At 48.5% G+C, this 24,714-nt stretch carries 25 protein-coding genes; 23 read left to right on the plus strand and 2 right to left on the minus strand.

All coding sequences use genetic code 11. The annotated features are described in order from the left end of the window. Position 1: 1 nt before the first annotated feature. Positions 2-517, minus strand: a complete 516-nt coding sequence (locus HC229_RS01065; RefSeq protein WP_223845482.1) for a glutathione peroxidase — start codon at positions 515-517, stop codon at positions 2-4. A 433-nt stretch (positions 518-950) separates the two neighbouring features. On the opposite strand from HC229_RS01065, the gene HC229_RS01070 reads away from it, so the two are divergent. Next, the gene (locus tag HC229_RS01070; RefSeq protein ID WP_191018585.1) at positions 951-1,481 is read left to right on the plus strand and encodes an RNA polymerase sigma factor; all 531 of its coding nucleotides are present in this window, start codon (positions 951-953) and stop codon (positions 1,479-1,481) included. A 43-nt stretch (positions 1,482-1,524) separates the two neighbouring features. Continuing rightward, positions 1,525-2,310: an anti-sigma factor gene (locus HC229_RS01075; protein WP_191018586.1), complete on the plus strand. Its 786-nt coding sequence runs from the start codon at positions 1,525-1,527 to the stop codon at positions 2,308-2,310. A 259-nt stretch (positions 2,311-2,569) separates the two neighbouring features. Here the strand turns inward: HC229_RS01075 and ccsA are convergent, their stop codons facing one another. Further along, positions 2,570-5,728: a cytochrome c biogenesis protein CcsA gene (ccsA, locus tag HC229_RS01080; protein ID WP_223845483.1), complete on the minus strand. Its 3,159-nt coding sequence runs from the start codon at positions 5,726-5,728 to the stop codon at positions 2,570-2,572. Positions 5,729-5,998: 270 nt separating this feature from the next. On the opposite strand from ccsA, the gene HC229_RS01085 reads away from it, so the two are divergent. The 21 genes from HC229_RS01085 (at position 5,999) to HC229_RS01185 (ending at position 24,649) form a co-directional block, all read left to right on the plus strand. Beyond that, positions 5,999-6,928, plus strand: coding sequence for a T9SS type A sorting domain-containing protein (locus HC229_RS01085; protein WP_191018588.1), 930 nt, complete (start codon positions 5,999-6,001; stop codon positions 6,926-6,928). A gap of 100 nt (positions 6,929-7,028) precedes the next feature. Then, positions 7,029-8,453, plus strand: a complete 1,425-nt coding sequence (locus HC229_RS01090) for a sensor histidine kinase (RefSeq protein WP_191018589.1) — start codon at positions 7,029-7,031, stop codon at positions 8,451-8,453. Next, complete coding sequence (locus HC229_RS01095) at positions 8,450-9,076, plus strand: response regulator transcription factor (RefSeq protein WP_191018590.1); 627 nt, start codon at positions 8,450-8,452, stop codon at positions 9,074-9,076. The genes HC229_RS01090 and HC229_RS01095 overlap by 4 nt, the downstream gene beginning before the upstream one ends. Positions 9,077-9,324: 248 nt before the next feature. After that, entirely contained in the window at positions 9,325-10,254 is a 930-nt protein-coding gene (locus HC229_RS01100; RefSeq protein ID WP_191018591.1) for a T9SS type A sorting domain-containing protein, read from the plus strand. Positions 10,255-10,362: 108 nt separating this feature from the next. Beyond that, positions 10,363-11,412 (plus strand): hypothetical protein, encoded by a 1,050-nt coding sequence (locus HC229_RS01105; protein WP_191018592.1) that lies wholly within the window; start codon positions 10,363-10,365, stop codon positions 11,410-11,412. A gap of 3 nt (positions 11,413-11,415) precedes the next feature. After that, complete coding sequence (locus HC229_RS01110; protein WP_191018593.1) at positions 11,416-12,849, plus strand: MBOAT family O-acyltransferase; 1,434 nt, start codon at positions 11,416-11,418, stop codon at positions 12,847-12,849. A gap of 201 nt (positions 12,850-13,050) precedes the next feature. After that, complete coding sequence (locus HC229_RS01115; RefSeq protein WP_191018594.1) at positions 13,051-14,088, plus strand: carboxypeptidase-like regulatory domain-containing protein; 1,038 nt, start codon at positions 13,051-13,053, stop codon at positions 14,086-14,088. Between the two features lie 31 nt (positions 14,089-14,119). Next, positions 14,120-14,878, plus strand: a complete 759-nt coding sequence (locus tag HC229_RS01120) for a Rossmann-like and DUF2520 domain-containing protein (protein WP_191018595.1) — start codon at positions 14,120-14,122, stop codon at positions 14,876-14,878. Continuing rightward, complete coding sequence (locus HC229_RS01125) at positions 14,859-15,386, plus strand: KdsC family phosphatase (RefSeq protein WP_223845484.1); 528 nt, start codon at positions 14,859-14,861, stop codon at positions 15,384-15,386. Before HC229_RS01120 ends, HC229_RS01125 begins: the two co-directional genes overlap by 20 nt. 38 nt (positions 15,387-15,424) lie before the next feature. Further along, on the plus strand, positions 15,425-16,345 hold the full coding sequence (locus tag HC229_RS01130; protein ID WP_191018596.1) for a geranylgeranylglycerol-phosphate geranylgeranyltransferase: 921 nt from the start codon (positions 15,425-15,427) through the stop codon (positions 16,343-16,345). Next, on the plus strand, positions 16,338-16,919 hold the full coding sequence (locus HC229_RS01135) for a Maf family nucleotide pyrophosphatase (protein ID WP_191018597.1): 582 nt from the start codon (positions 16,338-16,340) through the stop codon (positions 16,917-16,919). Before HC229_RS01130 ends, HC229_RS01135 begins: the two co-directional genes overlap by 8 nt. A gap of 1 nt (position 16,920) precedes the next feature. Further along, entirely contained in the window at positions 16,921-17,460 is a 540-nt protein-coding gene (locus tag HC229_RS01140) for a mechanosensitive ion channel domain-containing protein (protein ID WP_191018598.1), read from the plus strand. Positions 17,461-17,654: 194 nt separating this feature from the next. Beyond that, entirely contained in the window at positions 17,655-18,839 is a 1,185-nt protein-coding gene (locus HC229_RS01145) for an AI-2E family transporter (RefSeq protein WP_191018599.1), read from the plus strand. Between the two features lie 62 nt (positions 18,840-18,901). Beyond that, positions 18,902-19,666, plus strand: coding sequence for an MlaE family ABC transporter permease (locus tag HC229_RS01150; protein WP_191019073.1), 765 nt, complete (start codon positions 18,902-18,904; stop codon positions 19,664-19,666). Further along, positions 19,663-20,448 (plus strand): ABC transporter ATP-binding protein, encoded by a 786-nt coding sequence (locus HC229_RS01155; protein ID WP_191018600.1) that lies wholly within the window; start codon positions 19,663-19,665, stop codon positions 20,446-20,448. Before HC229_RS01150 ends, HC229_RS01155 begins: the two co-directional genes overlap by 4 nt. After that, the gene (locus HC229_RS01160; protein ID WP_191018601.1) at positions 20,445-21,248 is read left to right on the plus strand and encodes an MlaD family protein; all 804 of its coding nucleotides are present in this window, start codon (positions 20,445-20,447) and stop codon (positions 21,246-21,248) included. Before HC229_RS01155 ends, HC229_RS01160 begins: the two co-directional genes overlap by 4 nt. 141 nt (positions 21,249-21,389) lie before the next feature. Further along, on the plus strand, positions 21,390-21,653 hold the full coding sequence (locus HC229_RS01165; RefSeq protein ID WP_191018602.1) for a YtxH domain-containing protein: 264 nt from the start codon (positions 21,390-21,392) through the stop codon (positions 21,651-21,653). Positions 21,654-21,678: 25 nt separating this feature from the next. Further along, the gene (locus tag HC229_RS01170) at positions 21,679-22,041 is read left to right on the plus strand and encodes a hypothetical protein (protein ID WP_191018603.1); all 363 of its coding nucleotides are present in this window, start codon (positions 21,679-21,681) and stop codon (positions 22,039-22,041) included. Beyond that, positions 22,028-22,417 carry a hypothetical protein gene (locus tag HC229_RS01175; protein WP_191018604.1) on the plus strand — a complete coding sequence of 130 codons (390 nt, stop codon included), beginning with the start codon at positions 22,028-22,030 and terminating at the stop codon, positions 22,415-22,417. Before HC229_RS01170 ends, HC229_RS01175 begins: the two co-directional genes overlap by 14 nt. 119 nt (positions 22,418-22,536) lie before the next feature. Next, positions 22,537-24,408, plus strand: coding sequence for a BamA/TamA family outer membrane protein (locus HC229_RS01180; protein ID WP_191018605.1), 1,872 nt, complete (start codon positions 22,537-22,539; stop codon positions 24,406-24,408). A 46-nt stretch (positions 24,409-24,454) separates the two neighbouring features. Next, entirely contained in the window at positions 24,455-24,649 is a 195-nt protein-coding gene (locus HC229_RS01185) for a hypothetical protein (protein WP_191018606.1), read from the plus strand. The last annotated feature ends 65 nt before the right edge of the window (positions 24,650-24,714 follow it).

The following is a 24,714-nucleotide window of genomic DNA, read 5'->3' on the forward strand; positions in this document are numbered from 1 at the left end:
TTTACTTCGCTTTTTGATTGAGCCAGGCAACGATCGTTTTGTCTGTCGGGCTGGTCCTGGGTTCGACAACGCGCACAAGTTCGCCATTTTCGTTTAGCAGGAACTTTTGGAAATTCCACTCGACTTCTGAATCCATGAGGCCATTTTTGGATTTTTGCGTAAGAAACCTGTAAATGGGTGCCATGTCGTCTCCTTTTACGGAAACTTTCGCCATCATCGGGAACGTAACGCCGTAATTGGCCTGGCAAAATGAAGCGATCTCTTTATTGGTACCCGGTTCTTGCTCAGCAAAATTATTGGCGGGAAAACCTATGATGACCAATCCGTGATCCTTGTACTTTTTGTACAGCATCTCAAGTTGCTCGTATTGGGGCGTGAGTCCGCATTTGGAAGCCGTGTTGACGATCATCACTTTTTTGCCTTTAAGGCTTTCGAGGTCAAATTGTTCGCCGGTCAGCGTCTCTACTTTGAAGTTTTGTTCGTATAGGCTCGGAAGCTTTTTTTTGGTGTTGTCCATCGAGGTCGGTTTTTGGGAGAAGGCCGATAAGCCCACAAAAAATAAAAAGGCGAAAATGCTTTTTGCACTCATTTTAAAATGAATTACGGATTGTTTCCCAAAGCTAGCGATTTGAGTCCAAAGTCGGATACTTAAAAATAAAAAAGCCCGGCTTTCGTAGCTCCGGGCTTTTCGCGTCTGTGGCCGAATCCCAAACAACTGGCCGGCATCCGCTAAAAAAAGCCGTCCCATGCAGAAATTATTGGGGAAAAACGCATAAGGACGGCATTGCTTAAAGATTGGGCGTTCTTATGTACGTAACATATTACCGGATGGTTTCCCTGACGTGCAATTTTTTATTTTTTTGCCGGTGCGAGATTTTTTTTTGAGATCGGGCGATGGTTCGCTGTTAAAAAACAGATAAAATCATATATTTGGGTAAACGACATATCCGATGACGCAAGAACAACTGCTTAAAATGATTGCCGACAAAGACGAACGCGCCTATTCGCACATGTACAATATGTACTCGAAAAGCCTGTTCGCCGTTATCTGCAATATGATTAAAGACCGTGAGGAAGCCGAAGACATCTTACAGGAAACCTTCGTCAAAATCTGGAAAAACATCTCAAGTTACAACGAAAGCAAAGGCAGGTTTTATACCTGGATCCTCAACGTTGCGCGCAACACGGCGATAGACAAGCTGCGGTCAAAGGGATTCAACAACAACAAGAAAAACCTTTCAAGCGATAATTTCGTACATCTGCTCGAAGACGGCAGCAAGATGAATTCGCGTATCGACGCCATAGGGCTTAGGGAATTTGTCAAGAAACTCAAGCCGAAGTGCATCGAGATCATCAATTTGCTGTTCTTTAAAGGATATACCCAACAGGAAGCCTCGGACGAACTTGGCATTCCATTGGGAACCGTAAAGACACAAAACCGCAACTGCATCAATGACCTGCGGAATTATTTGCAAGTTTAACTTTAACGTTTTAACGCAGCTAACCATACAGACAGACTAGAGAATGGATGTGAACGAATACATAGAATCAGGTATACTCGAATTATACGTGTACGGATTGCTGACCGATCAGGAGAATCTTGAGATTGGCAGAATGGCGCGGGAACACGAGGTGATCGACGCAGAAATCGTCTCGATCGAGAAAGCGGTATTGCAGCTTTCAAGCAGTTTCTCCCCTTTCCTTTCGGCAGAGAATTTCGAGAAAATAAAAGCAAAGCTGGAACTCAAACACGGCAAGGTGGTTCCCATGGAGCGCGAATCACGAGGTTCGGCTTTCATCGGATGGGCGGCTTCACTCATTTTCCTAATTGGGGCCGGTTATTGCTACTACAATTGGAAACAGGCCGATGAGCAGCTTATCGTCACCGGAAATGAAAAAACCAAGCTCGAGGAAACCGTCGTCGATCTCGAAATCCGAAACAAATCGACAGAGACGGCACTCGATGTGATCCGGGACGAGAACAATACCGTGGTGGCATTGGCCGGACAGGCTGTCGCTCCGCAGTCGTCCGCAAAGGTATATTGGAACAAACAGACCAACACTGTTTATGTGGACGCATCGGGTTTACCGGAACCACCTGAAGGGAAAGTCTACCAGGTCTGGTCGCTCAAGCTCACACCGCTCACGCCGACCAGCATAGGACTTCTCGACGACTTCAAAAACAGCGGTTCGCGTATTTTCGCTGTAGAAAATGCCACGGGAGCGGAGGCATTCGGGATCACGCTTGAACCTGAAGGCGGCAGCAAAAGCCCGACGCTTGAGCAACTGTATACTTTGGGTAAGGTTTAAATCGGAAATGGTCAAAACGAAAAAAGCCTCTGTGGAAACGGAGGCTTTTTTTTTGTTATGTTTGATTGTTCAAAGTTTAAAGTTTAAAGTTGGTGTCGTAACACTAAAAGGTAAATACTTCCACCAATTTAGTCAAGTATGGGCTTTGCCGTTTCTATTGCTTCTAAAAAGCCGAAGCTTAGTCTACAATAGGAGTATCAAGAAAAGCCGTCCTGAACACCAGCCAACACCTTAAACTTTAAACCTTAAACCTTAAACTTTAAACCTTCTCCATCCTCCGATGCCCAAACCAAGCCGCAACACTCAAAGCGATTACGACGCCAAGTGAAATGTAAACGAAATCCGGAGTCACGACTTTGTCCCCGCTTGCATAGGAATGCAGTCCGCTGAGGTAAAAATTCACGCCGAAGTAAGTCATCATGATCGAATAAAAAGCGAAAACGCTCGCTACGCTGAAAACCCATTTGCTGCGCATGCCCGGGACCAATCGCATATGGATTACGAATGCGTACACCATGATGCTGATCAGCGCCCAAGTTTCCTTCGGATCCCAGCCCCAATAGCGTCCCCAGCTTTCGTTGGCCCACTGACCGCCGAGAAAGTTCCCGATTGTCAGCATCACGAGTCCTATGGTAAGGGCCATTTCATTGATGTAAGTAAGTTCGCGAATGTGCAATTCCATGCGTTTCTTGTTCTCCTTGGTTACGAAGAGCATCAGCAACAGCGATACGAGTCCGAGCACCATCCCTAAAGTGAACGGGCCGTAACTGGCCACGATTACCGCGACATGTATCATCAGCCAATACGAATTCAGGACTGGTTGCAGGTTCGCGATCGACGGATCCATCCAGTTCCAATGCGCGATCATCAGGATCATTGAAGCTACGAACGTTCCGGAGGCGATCGTAAGAGGCGATTTCTTGGAGAAGACCAACGTAATGAGCATCGTGGCCCATCCGACGTAAATCATCGATTCGTAAGCGTCACTCCAAGGCGCGTGCCCCGAAATATACCAGCGCGCGACCAATCCTAGTGTATGGAGGGCAAACAGCAAGATGACCGTTGCATGCAGGAATCCGATGGTGTAACGCATGAATTTCCTGCGCACGAAAATATTGGCGATGGCAAACAGCAACATCACCACGCCGACTGTCATGTAAAGGTAGAACAGACGCTTAAAAATGTCATATTTGTTGTACAGGATCTCCGAGGCGATCTTCTCGTCGCTAGGCATGACCTTCGAGCCGTGCTTGTGCTGGAACTTGTTGATTCCGTTAAGGTAAAAATCGGCTTCCTTGTAATCTTTTGTCAACGTGGCTTTTCGCAACGCCATAAGGTAAATCGGGATGATTTGCTTGGTGAACGTCGAATCGATGCCGGAGAGTTTCGCTTGGTCTAGCTGCGGATAGGAAACCCACTTGTTGTTTTCGTCATTCGGAATCGGGAAAATACGAAGGATTGTGCCGCTAAGTGCGGAATTCAAAAGATTGACTTTCTTGTCCGCATCGATGAAATCCTTCTGGAATTGGTTCGGAACCGCCGCACGATACGCCTCGTCGAGATAAGGCGAAAGCTTGTAGTTGAAATTGGCGTCGAAAAAATCCATGAACTTGGCGTATTTCGCCTTGGAGTCGATTCCGATGATCTTGCGGATGCTGTCATTGCCGCTTTTGAGGTAAATCAGCGGAATTTCAAACCAAGCCGTCTGGAATTGGGTCATAGAAAGAAAGACCTGGTCGGAATTCATGCCTTCGTAGGAATCTTTCTTGCTCACTTTCCGAAGCAATTCGGACGAAAACGTATTGAGTGGCTTCATGCGCCCGCTTTCATCCTGTATAACGAGCTTACCGAATTGGGCCGCGTGCTCCTCGCTGACGATGTATTTCTTTACGGAATCGAGAAGCGAAACCGGGCGCTGTGTCATATCGCGCACAGGAACGGGAGCCGCAGCTTTATGCGGATGATCGTGTCCTTCGTGATCGTGATCGTGGGGCGCTTCCTGTGCAAAGCCGGAAATGCCGGTGAACAACAGCACGATGGCAACCGCTTTGGCTTTCTTTTTTTGAACGCCCTGGAGTTTTCTCCTGACCTCACCCATCCTGGCATTTTTCAGGAACAGTATCGCGAGCATGGCAATATATAAGAGCGTATAACCGATATAGGTAATCCAGGTTCCCACAAAATCGTGGCTTACCGAAAGTACGGTCCCTTTTTCGTCCGGATCGAACGAGGCCTGGAAGAAACGGTAGCCTTTGTGATCCAGGACGTGGTTCATATAGATGCGCGTATCGAATTTATCCTTGCCGTCGAGCACGGTAACGCGGCTTTCGTAGGCGGAGTAACTTTTTTCTGTCCCCGGGTATTTGTCTGCGATAAAATCGTTGAGTTTGATGCTGAACGGTACCTCATAAGTCTTGCTTCCGAAAGAAACCGTAAATTCAAGGTCGCCAACCTTTACGCTTTGCGGCTCCCCGATTTGTCCTTTTGAGCCCATCAATGTGAGTTGTTTGGACTTGCCGTCGGCCGAAATGGTTACCGTAAGCGCGTCAGTCGACTGCTTGGCTTTGTAATCCCCATTCGATTTGTAGGACATAAAGCCCTTTACCGGGGCGTCAGGAAAGACGAACTGAGCCGCTCCCACATTGTAAAGCGAGCGGAACATCATGGGCTGTAGGGAATCTTTTTTGACCTTGCCTTCCATCCTGTCCGCCATGCGCATGAACTGTCCGTCGAACGGCATCTGGACGGTAACCGCACCGCCTTTCGTGTTGATGTTGATGGCGCCCTGGGTGAACTTATTGAGTGAAAAAAGCAGGTTGTGGATATTCTGGACCTCACCTTCCTTGAGGTAGTGCTCGTGGCGTCCGCCGTCTCCGGCTTCGACCAATTTCAGGTAAGTATTGCCGTTTTCATTGGGCTGAACGGTTTCGGTGGCGCCCATGACGTATTTGTCCGAAGTGATTTTGAACGGCGTATCGGCAAATTTTTCCGACATCGTAAAATCGTTGTCGAGAACCGGCGAGAGCAAAAGCGATTCCTCGTAAATGCGACGTCTGAGCTCTCCTTTGTACTGGCCGTCGACCATGACCGTGAGGTGCGTCCGCTCAGAAAAAATGCGGTTTTCAGTCGCTCCTTCGCGAATCGGCATCACGCCTTCGTAACTGATGTAACGCGTCCAAAAAGCACCAAAAATAATCAGGATGAAGGACAGGTGGAGCAGCAACGTGGCCCATTTCTCCCTTCTTAACAAGTTGTAGCGCTTGATGTTTCCGATGAAATTCACCACGAACAACAACATGATGGCCTCAAACCACCAGGCGTTGTAAACCAAAATCCTTGCGGTGTCGGTGTTATAATCGTTTTCGATAAAAGTCCCGGCGGCCATTGCGATGGCAAAAACGATGAACAGTATGGACATCAACCGGGTTGAAAAAAGAGCGGAGAGGAATTTTTTTCCCATGTGAGGAGTGAATCGTGTAAACGTGTGCAAAAGTAAGCAAAAGTTTAGCTGAAATGGGCTATCGGAGGCGCGACTTTCACAGTTTTTAACTATTTCGATCAACCAATCGGGAATGGTTTATCCGTGAGTGTTGTAACAAAATGTCGGCACGGCAGTCAAAGAGGCAAATCAAATTTTTTATGGGATAAAAATCACTTAATCCAATCATCATCTAAATCAAAAACGAACATGAAAAAAAAATATCTGGCTGCTGTCACGGCATTAGCGTCGTTATGCGCGCTTGCCCAGCCTCAAATTCGACAGGAACACGTTGGCGCAAGCCTATCGGCCAATCTTTATTACGCCGATGTCCAAAATTTCGATCCCGGTCCTGACGGCCCGAACCAAACCTGGGACTTTTCATCGCTGAATTCGGTTAATGCAGGCCAGGCCACGATTCTCCCCGCTGCGGGCACGCCATATGCCAATTCATACCTCATGGCCGACCATTGTTTTCTCTACCAGGGACAAGGCGTCGATTTATGGTATTACAACAAGACATCGGCTCAGAAACTGGAAACGGTTTCGATGATTTTCGCGGGTGTTTTCGCTTTGAATTATACACAGAACCCGATGACGGTAGTGGAATTCCCGTACGACTTCAACGATGTTTTCACGGATTCCTATGGTCCGACGGTCGCCTCGAGTACGGAATTTACGGCCACTTATGACGGTTACGGGACATTGATCCTGCCATTCGGAACGTATCAGAACGTGATCCGCCAAAAAGTAGAGGAAGACGGAAAGATCGAATACAACTGGTTTCACAGCGACCCGTTTTTCCCGTTGCTTCAAACCTCGATCGAGGACGGGAGCGTCGGCATGGTCGAGCCTACGTCCCTGTCGGTTGAAAATCCGACGGGTAATTTCCGGCCAACGGTTTATCCGAACCCATTTCACGACGTGGTAGCGTTGCGGTTGCCGTCTGGAACATCGGGAACTATCAGGGTTGCCGTCACCGACGTGCTCGGAAAAGTTGTTTATCGTGACGAGTTTGCCGGTCCGGATGCGGATGATGTCGTCACCATCGACCTTTCGGATTGCGCCTCGGGTGTCTATTTCCTCGACTATTGGGCCAACGACCGAAAGGGCTCCGTCCAAAAAATAGTGAGACAATAAAAACAATGTGATTTTATCCCATGGCCCGACCTGATGATGTCGGGCCTTTTTTTATCAGTGTGGAAGCATTTGCGTAATTTAGCCGACCAGCATCAGCATTATGCACAACGTAGAGATAGAATTGGTCATGAGCCTCTTTATCCTGGGCGCTACCGTCCTGGCCTTCATTTACCATATCGTGCTTTATGCTTTCAACAAGGATAGGTTGCTTGTCCATTATTTGACCTATCTTTTTTTTACGAGCGTCTTCCTGTTCGTCAAGACGGGTTTGATACGGCATTTTTTCGGGTCGCTCGAAGATTTCATACTTCAGAATTTCCGCGAGGCCATCCAAATCATCTATTTGGTCTCCTACTTTAATTTTATTGTGGAAGCCGTCGGATCGTCAAAGAAAAACGACAAATTCCTGTTTCGCTATTGGAACATCACCCCTGCCTTTTTGCTGATTTATGCCCTGGCGTACACCAGTTGCAAGCTTTTCACGGATTTTGAAGACTACACGCTGCCGTTCATCGCGATCCGCCTGTTTATATTCGGCGTGACCGGCATCATGCTTTACCAAAGCTATAAGTTGCGCGAGATCAAGTTCCAGCTGATCATTCTTTACGGATGCACGATCTATCTCGTTTGCGGGTTGACCAGTTTTGTGACGAACCTTTTCAGCGACCCTGATTGGGTGATTTGGCCGCTTGAATGGCTGATGATCGGGAGTTTTCTCGACATCATCTTTTTTTCGCTCGCGATCGGTTACCGGAACAAGCTTCAGTGGGAAAGCCTCAATTCGACGTTGCTCGAGGAGGCCAACAAGTTCATTGCGCTGCAAAAACTCATACTCGACAAACAAACCGAACTGGAAAACGAGAGAAGGCGCATCGCTGCGGACATGCACGACGATCTCGGCAGCGGACTGACCAAAATCACCTATTTGAGCCAGATGGCCATGCATGGCAAAGCGTCCGACGACCACCTTGAAAAAATACAAAAGACCGCTTCGGAACTGATCGGAAACATGAGCGAATTGATTTGGGTAATGAAGGACGAAAACAATACACTCGAGGATCTCGCGACGTACATCAAATCGTATGCGGTCGACTATCTCGAATCGAACGGGATCGATATCAGCGTTTCCCTTCCCGACGATTTCCGGAACATCACGATAGACGGAAAACGGCGCCGTCACCTGTTTCTTTGTGTCAAGGAAGCACTGCACAACATCGTCAAGCATGCGAATGCCGGGAAAGTGCTCATTAAAATGGAACTGGATTCCAGTTTCTCGATCGCGATCAAAGACAATGGCACAGGATTTCCTGTCGAGGCCTGTAAAAATCCGCTTCACGGAAACGGTATTCGGAACATGCGCGAGCGGATGGAATTGATTTGCGGAAGCTTGGATATGGTTGAGGATAACGGCATTACGACAATTTTTAACATTCCGTTAGGCTTTCCGACTGAAAATGAACCTTTTGTACCATTGCCTGCGTCAAAAAACGACACTTCCTTTGCACCGCACGATTCGAAAGCATGATCAAGATTTGTCTCATAGAAGATATTGCCGACATCCGCGACGGATTGCAATCGATCATTCTCGCTGATAAACGCTTTGAATTGCAAAAAAGCTTTGTGACGGCAGAAGAAGCCATAGCGGAACTGCCGCTGTTCCAACCCGATGTCGTCCTGACCGACATCAACCTGCCGGCAAAAAGCGGAATTGACTGCGTCCGTGAGGTAAAGCCACAATTTCCTCAAATGCAGTTCATGATCTTTACGATCTACGAAGACAACGACCAGGTTTTCGAGGCTTTGAAAGCGGGTTCGAGCGGCTACATCCTCAAGAACACGGCTCCGGCGAAAATCATCGAATCGCTTGTGGAACTTTACGAAGGTGGCAGCCCCATGTCGCCGAAGATCGCAAGAAAAGTACTTACCACGTTCAACTCCGCCCCTGTTGAGAACGACGTGAACGACATATTATCAAAACGCGAACAAGAGGTGCTGGAGCTGTTGAGCAAAGGATTTTTGTACAAGGAAATCGCCGAGAAGCTCAACATCTCCATAAGCACCGTAAAACGCCATTTGAACAGCATCTACACCAAACTTCAAGTGCAGAATAAGGTGGAAGCAGTCAACAAGTTGTACAACAAGAGCTGAAATGCAAACCGCACGTACCGTCTCGCTTTTCCCTGCCATTCTTTTCCAGGCTGACATTTGAAAATCACGGGCGTCCGAAAACACAGAAAGCGTGTAACAAACCGCAACCGCGAAAGTCTGTAAACTCAAAATCAACTGCCTATGGTGTAAAAGAAAAAAACTCCGCCCCATCATCACGTCCTAATCAGGCGATTCAATCATCAGCCAAAGTTCGATCCAACTTCGGCACAATCAAAAAATCAATCACAATGAAAAAAGTTAATCGAATCGCGACTTTGTTCGCACTGTTGCCCTTGTGTGCTCTTGCACAACCTCAAGTGACGTCAACCAATGTTGATTTTAACTTCTCAGGAGAATTCTACTGGACGAATGCCGACGGATTCACGCCTGGTCCGGCCGGCGCCAATCAAACCTGGGATTTCTCCAGCCTCGACCTCACGCTACTCGGAACCGACACTTCGATTCCTGTCTCAGGTTCGCCGTTTGCCGCCACCTTTCCTACGGCCAATTACGCTTACCGCTATGACGGAATGGGTGGAACCCGTTATTATTACCACAACATAACGGCCGCCAAATATGAAATCCTCTCAATGGGCTACAACACGGACCTGGGCTGGAATTACACGCCAGACCCTATGGTTTGGGCGCAATTTCCGTACACGTTTGGAACGGTGTTTACCGACACGTTCCAATCGACAGACGATGAGATCGCGACCTCGGCGACGTATACTTACGATGCATATGGCACGCTTGTTTTGCCCACGGGAACCTATACCGATGTGATCCGCCAAAAAGTCGTCAAGAATGGACAAACGAATTACAATTGGTTCAATGTCCAACCGTTCTTTCCGCTGTTGCAGACGGTTTTAGAGGAAAATTCTCTCGGCGTCGTAAAAAATACCACGTTAGGCACAGGCGATCCGTCCCGACCTACGTTCGCCCTTTGGCCAAACCCGACTGCCGGGGCGATCAACCTTACGAGCGACACCAATTTTGACCGCGCGAAGATCGCCATTTATGATGCTTTGGGAAAAAAAGTGGTTGAAAATGAGGTTGTTTTGCAATCCGGAGATGCTTTTGCCTTACATTTGGACAACCAAACTTCCGGCTTATATTTTCTTACCCTGAGTGATGCCGATGGCAAGCAAGTGCTCGCACGCAAAATTATCAGGGAATAATTCCAAAAACGAACATTCCGCGTTGTCACGGCAACGCATTTTTCCGGCGCAACTTCGGTTGAGTGCAGGCCGCGAGCTTGCGCCTATAATCAATCACAATCTAAAATCATGACAGAAAAAACAATCGCAAAATCGGCGGTACTCATGGCCGTAATCGTATTGGCAACGGTCATCGGTTACGAAACCGCGTTGCGCGTAAAAGGAATGCCGATCAGTTATGACGACAATCCGGCGCTCTGGGCCAACAGCCGCAAAGACGCCTTGGAGGACCAGCAACATTCGGTGGTTTTCGTAGGTTCATCCCGAATCAAGTACGACCTTGACATCCCGACCTGGGAAGCGCAAACCGGCATGCGCGCCGTGCAATTGGCCCATGTCGGGAGCAACCCAATTCCCATGCTCGAAGATCTGGCCAATGATGAACATTTTAAGGGAAATGTCGTTGTTGACGTGACCGAACCGTTGTTCTTTTCCGATTTGCCGTTCATGTTCGAGAAACCCGCGGCAGGAATCACCTATTTCCACGAACGTACGTTGGCCCAGCAAGCGAGTTTTGAAATCAATCGATTGGTGGAATCCCAACTGGTTTTCCTTGACAAGGACAATTTTTCTATGAACGCCCGCATCGACCGGCTGTTCATCCCCAATCGTCCGGGTGTCTTCGGTCCGCCGATTTTTCCCGAGGAATTCGCCATGACGCAATTCGACCGCCAAACGTGCATGACCGATCGTTTCGCCCACGACACCAGCCAGGTCAACGTGGTGCGCGGCATTTGGGCAGGAATGCTGAAAGCCAAAATGGGCCCTCCGCTTACCGACGCGCAAATAGACGCCATCGTGCGAAATGTCAAAAAATCGACCGACAGGATCAAAGCCCGTGGCGGGAAAGTAGTGTTTGTAAGGACGCCGTCTTCAGGTCCGTTTCTTCAAGGTGAGACGATGGGATTTCCAAGAGCGCGCTATTGGGACAAACTGCTTCGGATGACAGGCTGCCAAGGCGTGCATTTTCAGGATCACGCCTCGATGTCGAACCTGCCCTGCCCGGAATTTTCCCATCTCGACCAATCCGATGCAAAAAAATATACAATCGGCCTGGCCTCCGTTTTGCAGCAAATGCAATGGATTCCTGGCCAAAAACGTCTGTTGACAAATCTTTAGGACATGGTATTCAATTCATACACCTTCATCGTATTCTTCGCGATAATGCTCGTGTTGCATTATCTTCCATTCACTTGGAAAACCAAGAAAATTAACCTGTTGCTGGGCAGCTACGTGTTTTATGCCGCCTGGAACCCTCCGTTCATCCTTTTGTTATGGCTATCGACCGTGATCGATTTCTTTGTCGGGCGCAAACTGTATCACGAGGAAAACAAAACGCGCAAAAAGGTGCTGCTGGTCGTGAGCCTCATCGGAAATCTGGGAATGCTCTGTTTTTTCAAGTACGGGGAATTCCTGCTCGAGAATTTCGTCGCTTTGGTCAATCTGTTCGGGATGGATTACCATCCTGCGGATCCCGGAATCATCCTTCCTGCCGGAATCTCGTTCTACACCTTTACGACGTTGTGCTACACGATAGATATGTACAAAAAGGAAAGCCAACCCGTGAAATCCTTGCTTGATTTTTCGTTGTTCGTGACCTTTTTCCCTCATCTCGTCGCCGGGCCAATCGTCAGACCGCCTCAATTGGTGCCTCAGTTCGAGCATCCTAAACTGGCCACGACCAAACAATTCCTTGACGGACTGCTGCTGCTGTCTGTAGGATTGTTCATGAAAGTGGTCGTCGCCGACAGCCTTTTGGCCAGCACGGCAGACGCCGTCTTTAACGCTCCCATGCCGTTGGCGGCCCTGGATTCCTGGACAGGCGTACTGGCTTTTTCGGGTCAGATTTTTATGGATTTCGCCGGATATTCCACTTGCGCCATCGGCGTGGCGATGTGCCTCGGATTCTCGCTTCCGCAGAATTTCAACAATCCGTATGCGGCCATTGGCTTTTCTGATTTCTGGAAAAGATGGCACATCACGCTTTCGGCCTGGTTGCGCGACTATCTGTACATTCCCTTGGGCGGTAACCGCAAGGGGAAAGTGCGCATGTATATGGCCTTGATGCTCACGATGCTGCTCGGCGGTTTATGGCATGGCGCCAGCTGGACGTTCGTCGTTTGGGGCGGGTTGCATGGATTTTACTTATGGGCCGAAAAATTCATCTCGGAAAAACGAAATGCGAACGGTCTTGCCCCGGTCAGGAAAACCGGCTTGACAGGATTTTCGCTGGCCATGCTGACTTTCCTTTTGATCTGTATTACCTGGGTATTTTTCCGGGCCGATACGTTTGGGAAAGCGGGCATGTTGTTGCTTTCCATGGCCGGGTTCTTCGGCAGTGAAGGATTTATGCTGCTAAGCACGACGGCCATCCTCAAAGTGGCTATCGTGATCCCGTGCATGCTGCTTTTGCAATGGATGATGCGCAACCGCCAGTTAACCCATGAAGCGTACCGGCTTTCGTGGTGGAAACTCGGCGTGGCCTGGTCTTTCCTCGTCCTTATGATCGTTTGGGCCCAGGAGAGCGGAAGCGCATTCATTTACTTCCAGTTTTGAATTTATTGTGGTAGTTTTTTTTAGGGCGCGCCGAATTTCCGGTTGCGCTCTTTTTTTGTTTTCGGCCTTAATTTTAGTAGTATTGTACAAATAACGCATCTTGGAACGGGTCTGCAAAAATTGCCATACGGTTGTCGATGAAAAATTATGCTCCGATGCGGGCGAAAACTATATTCCGAAAACTACAGAAGTTTCCCCAAATTGAAAAAGTTGCTCCACATTGCGATTTGCCTGTTGGCGGTTTACAACCTTTCGGGCCAAACCATTTCCGGAAAGGTCTACGACGAAAACAAGTTGCCATTGCCCGGGGCTTCGGTCTATCTCGACGGTACCTCGACGGGAACCGTTACCTCGGACGACGGCAGTTTCGAACTCCAGATTCCCAAACGCATCAATACCGTCCTGGTTTTCAGCTTTATCGGATATGGTACCGAAACCGTCACCGTACCGTCGGAAAATCGCCGGTTCGAAGTCCATCTGAAGCCAAAAACGGATATGTTGCGCGAAGTCGTCATCCAAAAAGGCGGTTTCACGAGAAAGCAAATGTTGGCGATTTTCCTCGAAGAATTCCTCGGTAGATCAAAAGCCGGCCGGTCGTGCAAAATCCTGAATCCCGACGATATTAACCTCCGATACGATTACAAACAAAACCGCATTTTGGCCACGTCCGACGCACCGCTGAAAATCGAAAATCCCTATTTGGGATACGAGATCGACTTTAACCTGATCGAATGTTACGTGGTTTTTTCGAGAAAGAGCGTCAGCCGCGGGGACGTGATGTCGAATGCGTTCTCGGGTACGACCGCATTTAAAGAATTGGCCGATACAAAAGACCGGTTCGCCCAACGAAGACGCGATGCTTATTTCGGCTCCCAAACCGAATTTTTCCGGAATCTGGTCGACGGAAAATGGGATAAAGAGAAGTTCCAACTGTTTAAAGGAAGCTATAAGACGGACGCTTCCGAATGGTTTGAGGTGGTTTACGCCAAAGAATCGTATCACGTCAAGGTCCTCGGCGAGGCGATTGAAAACAGCGGACTTACGCTGGAACCGAAGACATTTTACGCGCATTTTAATCTATTATATGACAAACAAAGGCAATCGGGCGTGATTTTCAGGACAGGAGCCTTTACCGTTGACAGTTTTGGAAACACCGATTCGCCTATGGACATCGTTTTTACGGGCGAAATATCGAAATTGCGCGCCGGCGATTTACTTCCGATCGATTATTCGCCTTGAGCAAAACCCGCGATTTTACTACCTTAGCGCCATGATTAAAATCTGCATCATCGGTTTTGGGAACGTGGGCCGCCATTTGGCAAGCGCTTTCGAGCGGAGTCCGCTTGTCGACCTCGTGCAGGTGTTTTCCCGAAGCGGGAATGCTGCTCCTTTTCCATTTTCAGATCGCGTGATTTCAAAGTTCGACGACTTAAAGGATGCCGATCTCTACATTGTTGCAGTTTCTGATGCGGCCGTGGAAAGTGTGTCCGAAACGTTGCCGTTTTCAGGGAAACTCGTCGTTCATACCTCGGGCAGCCTTCCGATGGAAATTCTCGACGGACGCAATCGCAAAGGCGTTTTTTATCCGCTACAAACCTTTTCCAAAAACAAGGATATCGATTTCAGTCCGGTTCCGATTTGCCTCGAATCGGAAATTGCCGCTGACTACGAGATCCTGGAAAAAGTCGCATCGGCATTGTCCGGGGATATTTATAAGATAAGTTTCGAACAAAGGCGGGCGCTACACGTTTCGGCCGTTTTCGCAAGCAATTTCACCAACCATATGTACAAATTGGCGAGCGATATCTGTGCGCAACACGACATGCCGTTCGCGATACTGAAGCCGTTGATTGCCGAGACCGCGAAAAAGATCGAGACCCTTTCGCCTGAAGAAGCCCAAACCGGGCCTGCGATACGTGACGACCAAAATACGATTGACGCCCATCTGGAATTGCTTTCCGATATCCACCAAAAAAATCTTTACCAAATCATTACTTCTTCAATACAAAATGAGCGAAAAAAGCTATAAAGAACTCATGAACGGCATCACGACGTTCATTTTCGACGTAGATGGCGTGCTGACCGAGGGTTCCGTACATATTACCGCGAGTGGGGAAATGCTGCGCGTGATGAACATACGCGACGGATATGCCATGAAGGCCGCTATCGACTCCGGTTACCGCGTTTGCGTGATTTCCCGGGGAACGAATGAAGGCGTCAGGATGCGTTTGCGCGATCTCGGCCTGACGGACATTCATTTGGGCGCCCACGACAAGGTGGAAACGTTCACGGATTACATCGAACTTTACGGGATCTTGGCCGACGAGGTCTTGTATATGGGAGACGACATCCCAGATTATTACGTAATGCAGCGCGTCGGCTTGCCTACCTGCCCGGTCGATGCGGCTCCTGAAATAAAATCGATATCCAAGTATGTATCCCACCGAAACGGCGGCCGTGGTGCGGTTCGCGACGTAATCGAGCAGGTCATGCGGGTCCAGGGAAAATGGATGTCGGATTTAGGACTGGGCGAATAAACTTCCGAACGTAAAACTTAGCACTTCTGCACTTAAAAATGAACTACCTCAAACTAATTCGATACAAAAACCTTTTGATGATTGCGCTGATGCAACTCATCGTCCATTTTGGTTTTCTCAAACAACAAGGCATAGGATTGGCAATGTCCGACTTCCAGGCCGTTTTACTCGCAGTCGCCACCGTATTGATAGCGGCCGGCGGTTACGTGATCAACAATGTGCTCGACATCGCGACTGATCTTGAAAACAAACCCGGAGACGTGGTCGTGGGCAACGGGATTTCGGAAGAGCGCGCGTACAATCTTTACTTCGGGCTTACCATTACCGGTGTGGCATTGGGATTTTACCTTTCGTACGAAATCGAACGCTGGAACTTTTCGATGGTGTTTATCCTGGTGGCCATGACGTTGTATTTATATGCGAACAGCCTCAAACGCATGCTTCTCGTCGGAAATGTCGTGATCGCGTTACTCACTGGAATCAGTGTTCTCGTCGTTGGGATTTTTGACCTTGTTCCTACCCTTTTTTACAATGACAAAAGCATGGTCGCTACGATAATGGGCGTCCTGCTCGATTATGCGATCTTTACCTGCCTGGTCAACCTGATACGCGAAATCGTCAAGGATCTCGAGGATGTGAATGGCGATTACAACCAGGGAATGAACACGTTGCCCATCGCCTTGGGCATCGGCAGAACGACGAAAATCGCATCGGTCCTGGGCGTCATGGCTTTCGTCACGCTCTCGTGGTACGTTTATCAGTACCTCTTCCAATTGACTTACACGACGTTGTATGCACTAGTGTTCCTGATCAGCCCGCTTGTGTTTTTTTCGATACGGATCTGGTCCGCAAAGAAGCAAAAAGAGTTCTCCTCGCTGAGCCTGTTGCTTAAAATTGTACTTTTCCTTGGCATTCTTTCCATTGCCGTGCTTACCTTCAACATGAAATACAATGCTTAAATTCCGCGACAAAAAGATAGTCCTCGCTTCAGGATCGCCTCGGCGACAGCAATTCCTGCGCGATCTCAACCTTGATTTCGAAATTCGTATAAATGAAATCGAGGAAGTCTACCCGCCCTGGCTCAAAGCCCATGAGATTACGGATTATCTCGCCGTGCTCAAATCGACGGCGTTCGAGGGCGAACTTTCCGAAAATGAAATCCTGGTCACGAGCGACACCATCGTCTGGCACGACGGCCACGCACTCGGAAAGCCGAAAGATTACGACGATGCGGTCAAAATGTTGCGCAAGATGTCCGGCAGTACGCACGAGGTGTTCACATCGGTTTGCCTGAAAACCATCGATGCGACGACAGTTTTCCACGACGTGACCAAAGTGACATTTTCTCCTATGAGCGACGAGGCCATCCATTATTATCTCGAAACCTGTAAACCTTTCGACAAGGCGGGCGCTTACGGCATACAGGATTGGCTCGGGCTGACGGTAATTTCAAAAATAGAAGGTTCGTACACGAATGTCGTCGGGTTGCCGACGGAGAAATTTTACAAACACTTAAGCAGTTTCGCCGATTGATATGGACTATTTCGGATTTATCGACCAATACGCGCGACAGATTACCAGTACGATAATCCTGTTGGTGACCGTCATGTTCGTGCGCTTTTTCAGTACAAAGGCCGTGCGCAAGTATTCGATCATCAGCGAAGTGCTCGACCATCGCGCCAATCTCGTAATCAAATACATCAGCGTGTTGTTGACGGTCATTTCCCTAATTGCGATCATTGTGATCTGGGGCGTCGAAACGGACTATATCATCACGACGCTGTCAGCAGTGATCACCGTCATTGGTGTGGCGTTGTTTGCGCAGTGGTCGATTCTGAGCAATATCACTTCGGGAATCATATTGTTGTTCAGTTTCCCGTTCAAGATTGGGGATATCATCAGGATACACGATAAGGATTTTCCGATCGAAGCCGAAATCGAAGACATCCGCACGTTTCACACTTTGCTAAAAACCAGCGAAGGCGAACTTATCACCTATCCCAATAATCTGCTGTTGCAGAAGGGAATCAGTATCGTCCGCAATTGGAGGGCGCCACAGGAATTTACTGATTGACGCCAAAAAACAATCTCTATTTCCTCGTTACCAGTTGATTGATTGGCAGCTCGTCTCAAACAAAACTTAAACTCTTGTGAAAATCCTGTAAGCTTTGTGCCGGAAATTATAACGGATACACTTGTTAAATTCTCCAATTTAGCCATGTAAAATCTGCGTATTTGTGCAAACCATTGCAAATACCCAAAAATATCATGGCAAACATTACGCAACTTCCATTTAACGCCAAACTCGCCTACACGCTGCTGAGCCTATCGCTGCTGTTGGGCATTACCTACGTCGCCCAGGACATCATCATGCCGGTGCTGCTCGCAATGCTGTTCGCGATTTTGTTGCGACCTGTATCGCGATTTCTCAATTCAAAGCTAAAATTTCCGCACGTAATCGCCTCCATTACCGCAGTCATATTGATGGCACTTTTGATCCTCGGAATTTTTATTATGTTGTCGTACCAGATCGCCGACATCGTCAACGACTGGGACAAGATCAAGCGCAATTGCACGATTCACCTTGCCAATCTCCAGAACTATTTGCACGATACGTTCAACCTTAGCAAAGGCGAACAGCAAAAAATGATAGACGACGCGACGAAGGATTCCATGGAAACCGGGAAATCCATTGTGGGAAGCACGCTGATGTCGTTCAGCGACATCGTCCTGAACCTGATCCTGATTCCGGTTTATACCTTTCTATTTCTATTGTATCGCACCCATTTCCTGAGATTTTTGGCCAAGTTGGTCCCTAACGACAAGCGCGATGTCCTCGAAGACATTCTCGTCCGGATAAAAGGTTCGGTGCAAAGTTACATCGTCGGACTGATGATCGAAATGGTACTCGTTTCGGTTCTCACGGGAGCCGGTTACATGATCATCGGGCTTGAGTACGCCATCCTTTTGGGTATCCTTACCGGCTTGCTGAACCTGATTCCGTATATCGGGATCACGATCGCCGGCGTGCTTGCCGTGGTGGCCTCAATCACTACCAACACAGATTTTTCGCTCGTGATTGGCGTCATTACCGTAAATGTCGTAGTACAACTGATAGACAACAACTTGCTCGTGCCGCTCATCGTAAGTTCCAAGGTAGAGATAAATGCGTTCATTTCCATCGTCGGAATCATCATCGGAGGCGCACTTGGCGGAATCTCAGGCATGTTCCTGGCCATCCCGCTGATCGCGATCCTCAAAGTCGTCTTCGACCGATTGAAACCATTGGAACCGTGGGGCTACCTGTTCGGGGACGATTTGCCCAAGTCGTATAGTTGGCACAGGCTGCGGCTGCCGCGATTCAGCCATGACAACAATGAAACGACATTGACGATGGAAACCGACCCGAAAAAGGCAAAACCGATTTTTACCGAAACCACCACTAATTTATGAAAGCCGTCAAAAGTTTCAGCAGCTACGCGAAAAAACGCTCGATCAAGATGCACGACAGCACGATGGAACAAGGCGCCTCCGTGCGGAAGTTTCTTGTGAACGTAGCCGACGTGTCGCTGTTCCTCGTCCGCTTTTTCCGAAACACATTTTCCCGCGGCTTTGAATTCCGGGAACTGATGAAGCAATGTTTCCAGATCGGCAACAAATCCTTTACATTGATTTCGGTCACCGGGCTTATCATCGGTTTGGTCCTTACGATACAGTCGCGCCCGGTACTCGTGGATTTTGGGGCAGAATCGATGCTGCCGGGTATGGTCGCGGTTTCGCTCATACGCGAAATGGGCCCTGTCATCACTGCGTTGATCTGTGCCGGTAAAATCGGCTCGAGCATGGGAGCAGAATTGGGTTCGATGCGCGTTACCGAACAAATCGACGCCATGGAAGTCTCTTCTACCAATCCGATCAAATACCTGATCGTTCCTCGCGTCCTTGCTGCGACCTTCATGATTCCATTGTTGGCTTTGTATGCCGATGCACTCGGGATCCTGGGCAGCTGGGCAGGAGCCAATATCAAAGGTTCGGTCAGTTTCACGCTTTTCATCAACCAGGCGTTCGCCTCGACAAGTTTTATGGACTTTATCCCGGCAGTCATCAAATCGTTCTTTTTCGGAATGGTCATAGGACTTGTCGGATGCTATAAAGGCTTCAATGCCGGGCGCGGAACAGAAAGCGTGGGAATCGCGGCGAACTCAGCGGTAGTGACCGCCTCTTTTTTAGTAATCCTTGTCGACCTTGTGGCCGTACAGGTAACCGATTTGATACGATGAGCGCGAAAGAGAAACATCAGGAAAAAGTCGTGGAGATACGCGACATGCACATCAGTTTTGGCGGAACCGAAATTTTGAAAGGCCTCGACCTCGATTTGAACAAGCAGGAAAACCTGGTCGTGCTCGGAAAGTCGGGCACGGGAAAGTCCGTAACGATAAAATGCATCGTCGGATTGCTACGACCTGACTCGGGCAGCGTGAAAGTCTTCGGAGAGGAAATCACGACAATGAAAAAAACCGAACTCGACGAGAGCCGAAAGGACATCGGATTCTTGTTCCAGAGCGGGGCGCTTTACGATTCGATGACCGTTCGCGAGAATCTTGAGTTTCCGTTGAGGCGCGTCAAAAAAGAACTGTCGGAAGACGAAATAGACGAAAAGGTCAGACAGGCGCTCGAAAACGTGAGCCTTCCTGATGCCATCGACAAAATGCCGTCCGAGCTTTCAGGCGGTATGCGCAAGCGGATCGGATTGGCGCGGACGATAATCGTCGATCCGCAGATCATTTTGTATGACGAGCCGACGACCGGCCTGGATCCCATTACATCCGACGAGATCAGCCAGCTCATACTCGAATTGCAACGCAAGTTGAAAACGTCCTCGATCATCATTACGCACGACATCGAATGCGCCAAAACCGTCGCCGACCGCATTGTGTTGCTTAAGGACGGGAAAGTGTACAAAGACGGCACACTCGAGCAATTCCAGGAAGACGAAGACGAATTCGTCGCCTCCTTTTTTTATAGCCCAAGCCAACTTCAAAAGAAAAAACTACAATCATGAACGAGAAAAGCAATAATTTCAAAGTACGGTTAGGACTCTTTATTTCAGTAGGAATACTGTTGTTCTTCCTGGCCATTTTCTTTATCGGAAAGCAAAAAAACCTGTTCGATCCCGTATTCCAGCTTACCACCCACTTCAACAACGTAAGCGGTTTGCAGGTTGGCAACACCGTGCGTTTTTCGGGTATCAATGTGGGAACCGTTGACAATATCCGGATCGTCAACGATACAACGGTTCGCGTGGACATGCTTATCAAGAAGGACGTACAGAAGTTCATCAAGAAAGATTCCCAGGCCGGGATAGGTTCAGAAGGCATAATCGGCGATCGCGTCGTGGTGCTTTCGAGCGGATCGGTATCGTCTCCGGAAATTAAGGAAGGCCAGGTAATCGCTTCTTCGGAACCGACCGAAACCGATGCCATCATCGAGAGCCTGTCGGTAACGGCAGACAATGCCGCGGTCGCAACCGGCCAGATCAGCGAAATGCTCGAGAATATCAATAAAGGACAGGGCACGCTGGGTCGACTCATACGGGATACCACGATGGCCGACAACATCGACCGCACGATCGTGAACCTCAAGACCAGTACGAAGAAACTCGATCAAAACATGGAGGCCGCCAAGCATAATTTCCTGTTGAGAGGCTATTTCAAGAAACAGGAGAAGGCGAAGAAAGAAAAGGCGGAAAAAGAAGCCAAGGCGCGTGAGGAGGCTCAGGAAAAGGCCAAAGAAGCCGAGGAAAAACGCAAGGAAGAGGCAGAGAAAAAGAAGAAAGAAGCCGAAAAAAAGGCAAAAAAATAGTCAGTTGATGCCAATCGGATTTCTCTCAGTTGACAACGTTTGTGAGAATTTTATAACAGTACCAAATATTCCTGTAACGTATTCCGACGGGTGAAAATGCAACTTTGTAGAAATGATTACAACAATTAAAATCCAAACATCATGAGTACAGGAAAAGTAATTTTAGGAGCTGCCGCAGGTTTGGCAATCGGTGCCGCACTCGGTGTCTTATTCGCTCCGGACAAAGGTGCCAACATCCGTAAGAAAATCGCGGAAAAGGGAAATGACTACGCCAGCGATCTTAAAAACAAGTACAATGGCGCCATTGATTCGATCACATCGAAACTTGACGGAATGGAACGCAAGGGTGAAAACCTTTATGAGGAAGGTCGTGCGATTGCCGACAACGTAACCACAACTGTGTAACACCGATTAACCTAAAACACCAAAAATGAAAGAAAAAGTATCGATGCTCAAAGATCTCATGGACCGGGCCGAGACGTTCGCAAAGACCAATGTCCAGCTCTACCGCCTAAAAGCCATTGACAAAGTAACCGATGTGTTCTCGTCTGTGGCGGCGGGTGTCGTGATCCTGATCATCCTTACTTTTCTTATGATCATACTTTCGATTGGCGCCTCGCTTTGGCTTGGAGAGTTACTTGGCAAAATGTATTACGGCTTCTTTGCCGTCGCCGGATTCTACGCCGTTCTGGCCATACTTTGCGTTGTTTTGCGCAAACGACTGCTCGAGGTGTTGTTCAACAATTATATCGTCAACCAGATATTTAAGGAAAAAGACCATGCAGCCAATTAGAAACGATCACGATTTACAGCAAGCCATATTGGAGCTTGAAAAACAAAAGTCAGACGACGGCCAGGCATTGCGTGACCAGTGGACGCTGACCAAACAAAATCTCAATCCCATGACGTTGATCAAAGATGGCGTCAAGGATTTGTTCGCCGCTCCGGACGTAAGAACCGGCGTCGTCAAAGGGTTGTTGGGACTCGCTTCCGGATTCGTTACCAGAAAACTTGTCGTTGGTGAAAAACCGAGTACGGTCCGCAAAGTCGTAGGAACTTTGGCGCAAACAGGTGTTACCAGCCTCGCGTTCAAACGAAGCGATGCCATCCAGGAAAAGGGAGCCTCTCTACTTTCTGGTTTACTCAAAAAAATGAAGATCGGCAACTAAAGGCGGCCTGTTCGTCAAGGATTTCCGAATTGGCAAATAATATTGGGATTGTTCCGTTGTGAAAATCCGAATCTTATTTGTTTCTTCGGATTTTTTAGTTTCAGAAACACAAATCGAAAATGCCCTCAGTGAAAAAGTTTTGTCTTTTGGTGTTCGCCTTACTGATAGGCTCGGGCGCTTTTTCGCAGACTACTGAACAGCAGGCAAAACAGGATTCGGCGGCGGTTTACCGCAAAATTGAAAAATACTCCAAGAAACGGAAATGGACTTCTTTCGTCCACGGGCTCATATTCGAGCCGCTCACGCCGAACAAATTAAAGGCACGAAAACGGGCACAGGCGCGTCGGTTCAAGGATTATCAGGGCAAGATCGTCCGAAAGATCGACATCATTACGCTCGATCCTTTCGGATATTCGGAAACCGATACGACGCGAAAACCGTCCAAATCGCTCGCACACTTTGGAAACCGCCTGCACCTGAAGACCAAACGGCTTACAATACTCAACCTGATCCTCATTAGACGCAACAAGCCGCTGGATTCGCTTTTGATCAAGGAATCGGAGCGTTTGATCAGGACGCAACGCTATGTGAGACGCGTCCAGATTACGCCGAAAGCCACGACGCACCCGGATTCCGTCGACATAGAAATACGCGAACTCGACTCTTGGTCGCTTATCCCGGACTTCTCGGCCTCGACTTCCCGAACCGATTATAAATTGACCGAACGCAATTTTCTCGGGCTTGGCCACCAGGTCGAGCAACGCTATCAAAAGGACCTGCGCGATGGGGACGATGCCTATAGTGCAAAATATACGATTCCGAACGTGATGAATACGTATGTCCGAACGGTGTTGGCCTATCAACTTGACTTACGCCAGAATTATCTCAAAGGCATCAATATCGAACGACCGTTCTTCTCCCCTTTTGCGCGATGGGCCGGTGGCGTTTATTTCGATACGCGTTTTAGGGGCGATTCGCTTCCGAATGCGAACAATGAGCTGAGTTGGCAACATCTGAAGACGAATGCCACCGATATTTGGGCCGGGCATTCCATCCGGCTTTTCGACGGAAGTTCGGAGGATGAAAAAACGACACGTCTCATCACCACGGCCCGTTACTATAAACTCAGGTTTACCGAGTCGCCCACCGCCGAATATGATTCGATCAACTTCTTTGCGACCGAGCGCAACTATTTATTGGGATTGGGCATCAGTTCGAGACAGTTCGTCCAGGATCAATACCTGTTCAACTACGGTATAATCGAAGATGTCCCTGTTGGGGAGGCATTTGGCATTACGGGTGGCATGCAGCGCAAACACAACAGGTGGCGCACGTATCTCGGGGCAAGGGTCACCTCGGGCGAATACCACGCCTGGGGCTATCTTTCGGGAAACCTCGAGTACGGCACGTATCTGCGGTCGGGTGTTTCCGAACAAAGTGTACTTTCGGCCCAAGCCAACTATTTTACGCCGCTATACGAGACGGGCAAATGGAAATTCCGACAGTTCGTCAAAGGCAGCCTCATCATCGGAAACGACCGCGAACCATCGTGGGGAGACCGGCTTACGCTAAAAGGAAGCCGAGGCATACAGGGCCTGGAGAGCCGCAGTTTGTTTGGTACCAAGAAATGGCTTGTGACTTCCCAGACACAGTCTTACGCTCCTTGGGATGTTTGGGGCTTTCGCTTCAATCCTTACCTGACTTACAGCATCGGCATGTTAGGCGATGGACCGAACGGGTTTAAGAAAAGCAAGGCTTATTCACAGGTCGGGGCGGGATTTATCATTACGAACGATTATCTCGTTTTCAGTTCGTTCCAGATCTCGTTTTCGTATTATCCGACGATGCCTGACACCGACAGCGGGGCTTTCAAGACAAATTCATTCAGTACCGAGGATTTCGGCCTGATGGATTTCGAACTTGCAAAACCAAGAACTGTACTTTATGAACAGGAGAATCCTATAAATCCTTCGAGTCAAACTGTAAGATGAGTGTCAGGCCGATTCGCGAATTTTACCTGATAAAAACCATATCGCGATGAACTTAAAGAGAATTTTTGGATGCATACTGACCATCTTGGGCATTATCGGACTTATTTACGCGGCTTACGTGTTCATGAACACAGGCGGAAAGATGGCAGACATTAAAGCACTCGCCATTTACGGCATTTTAGGGTTGATCTTTTTCGTTTCCGGAATTGGTCTTATCAAACAAACCAAAGATGCGGCCTGACCAACATCTACACTAAATCAATTAGCCCGTCAAGGGCTTTTTTTATTATCAGACGTAAACTGATA

Source organism: Flavobacterium selenitireducens (assembly GCF_014748335.1).
GTDB lineage: Bacteria > Bacteroidota > Bacteroidia > Flavobacteriales > Flavobacteriaceae > Flavobacterium > Flavobacterium selenitireducens.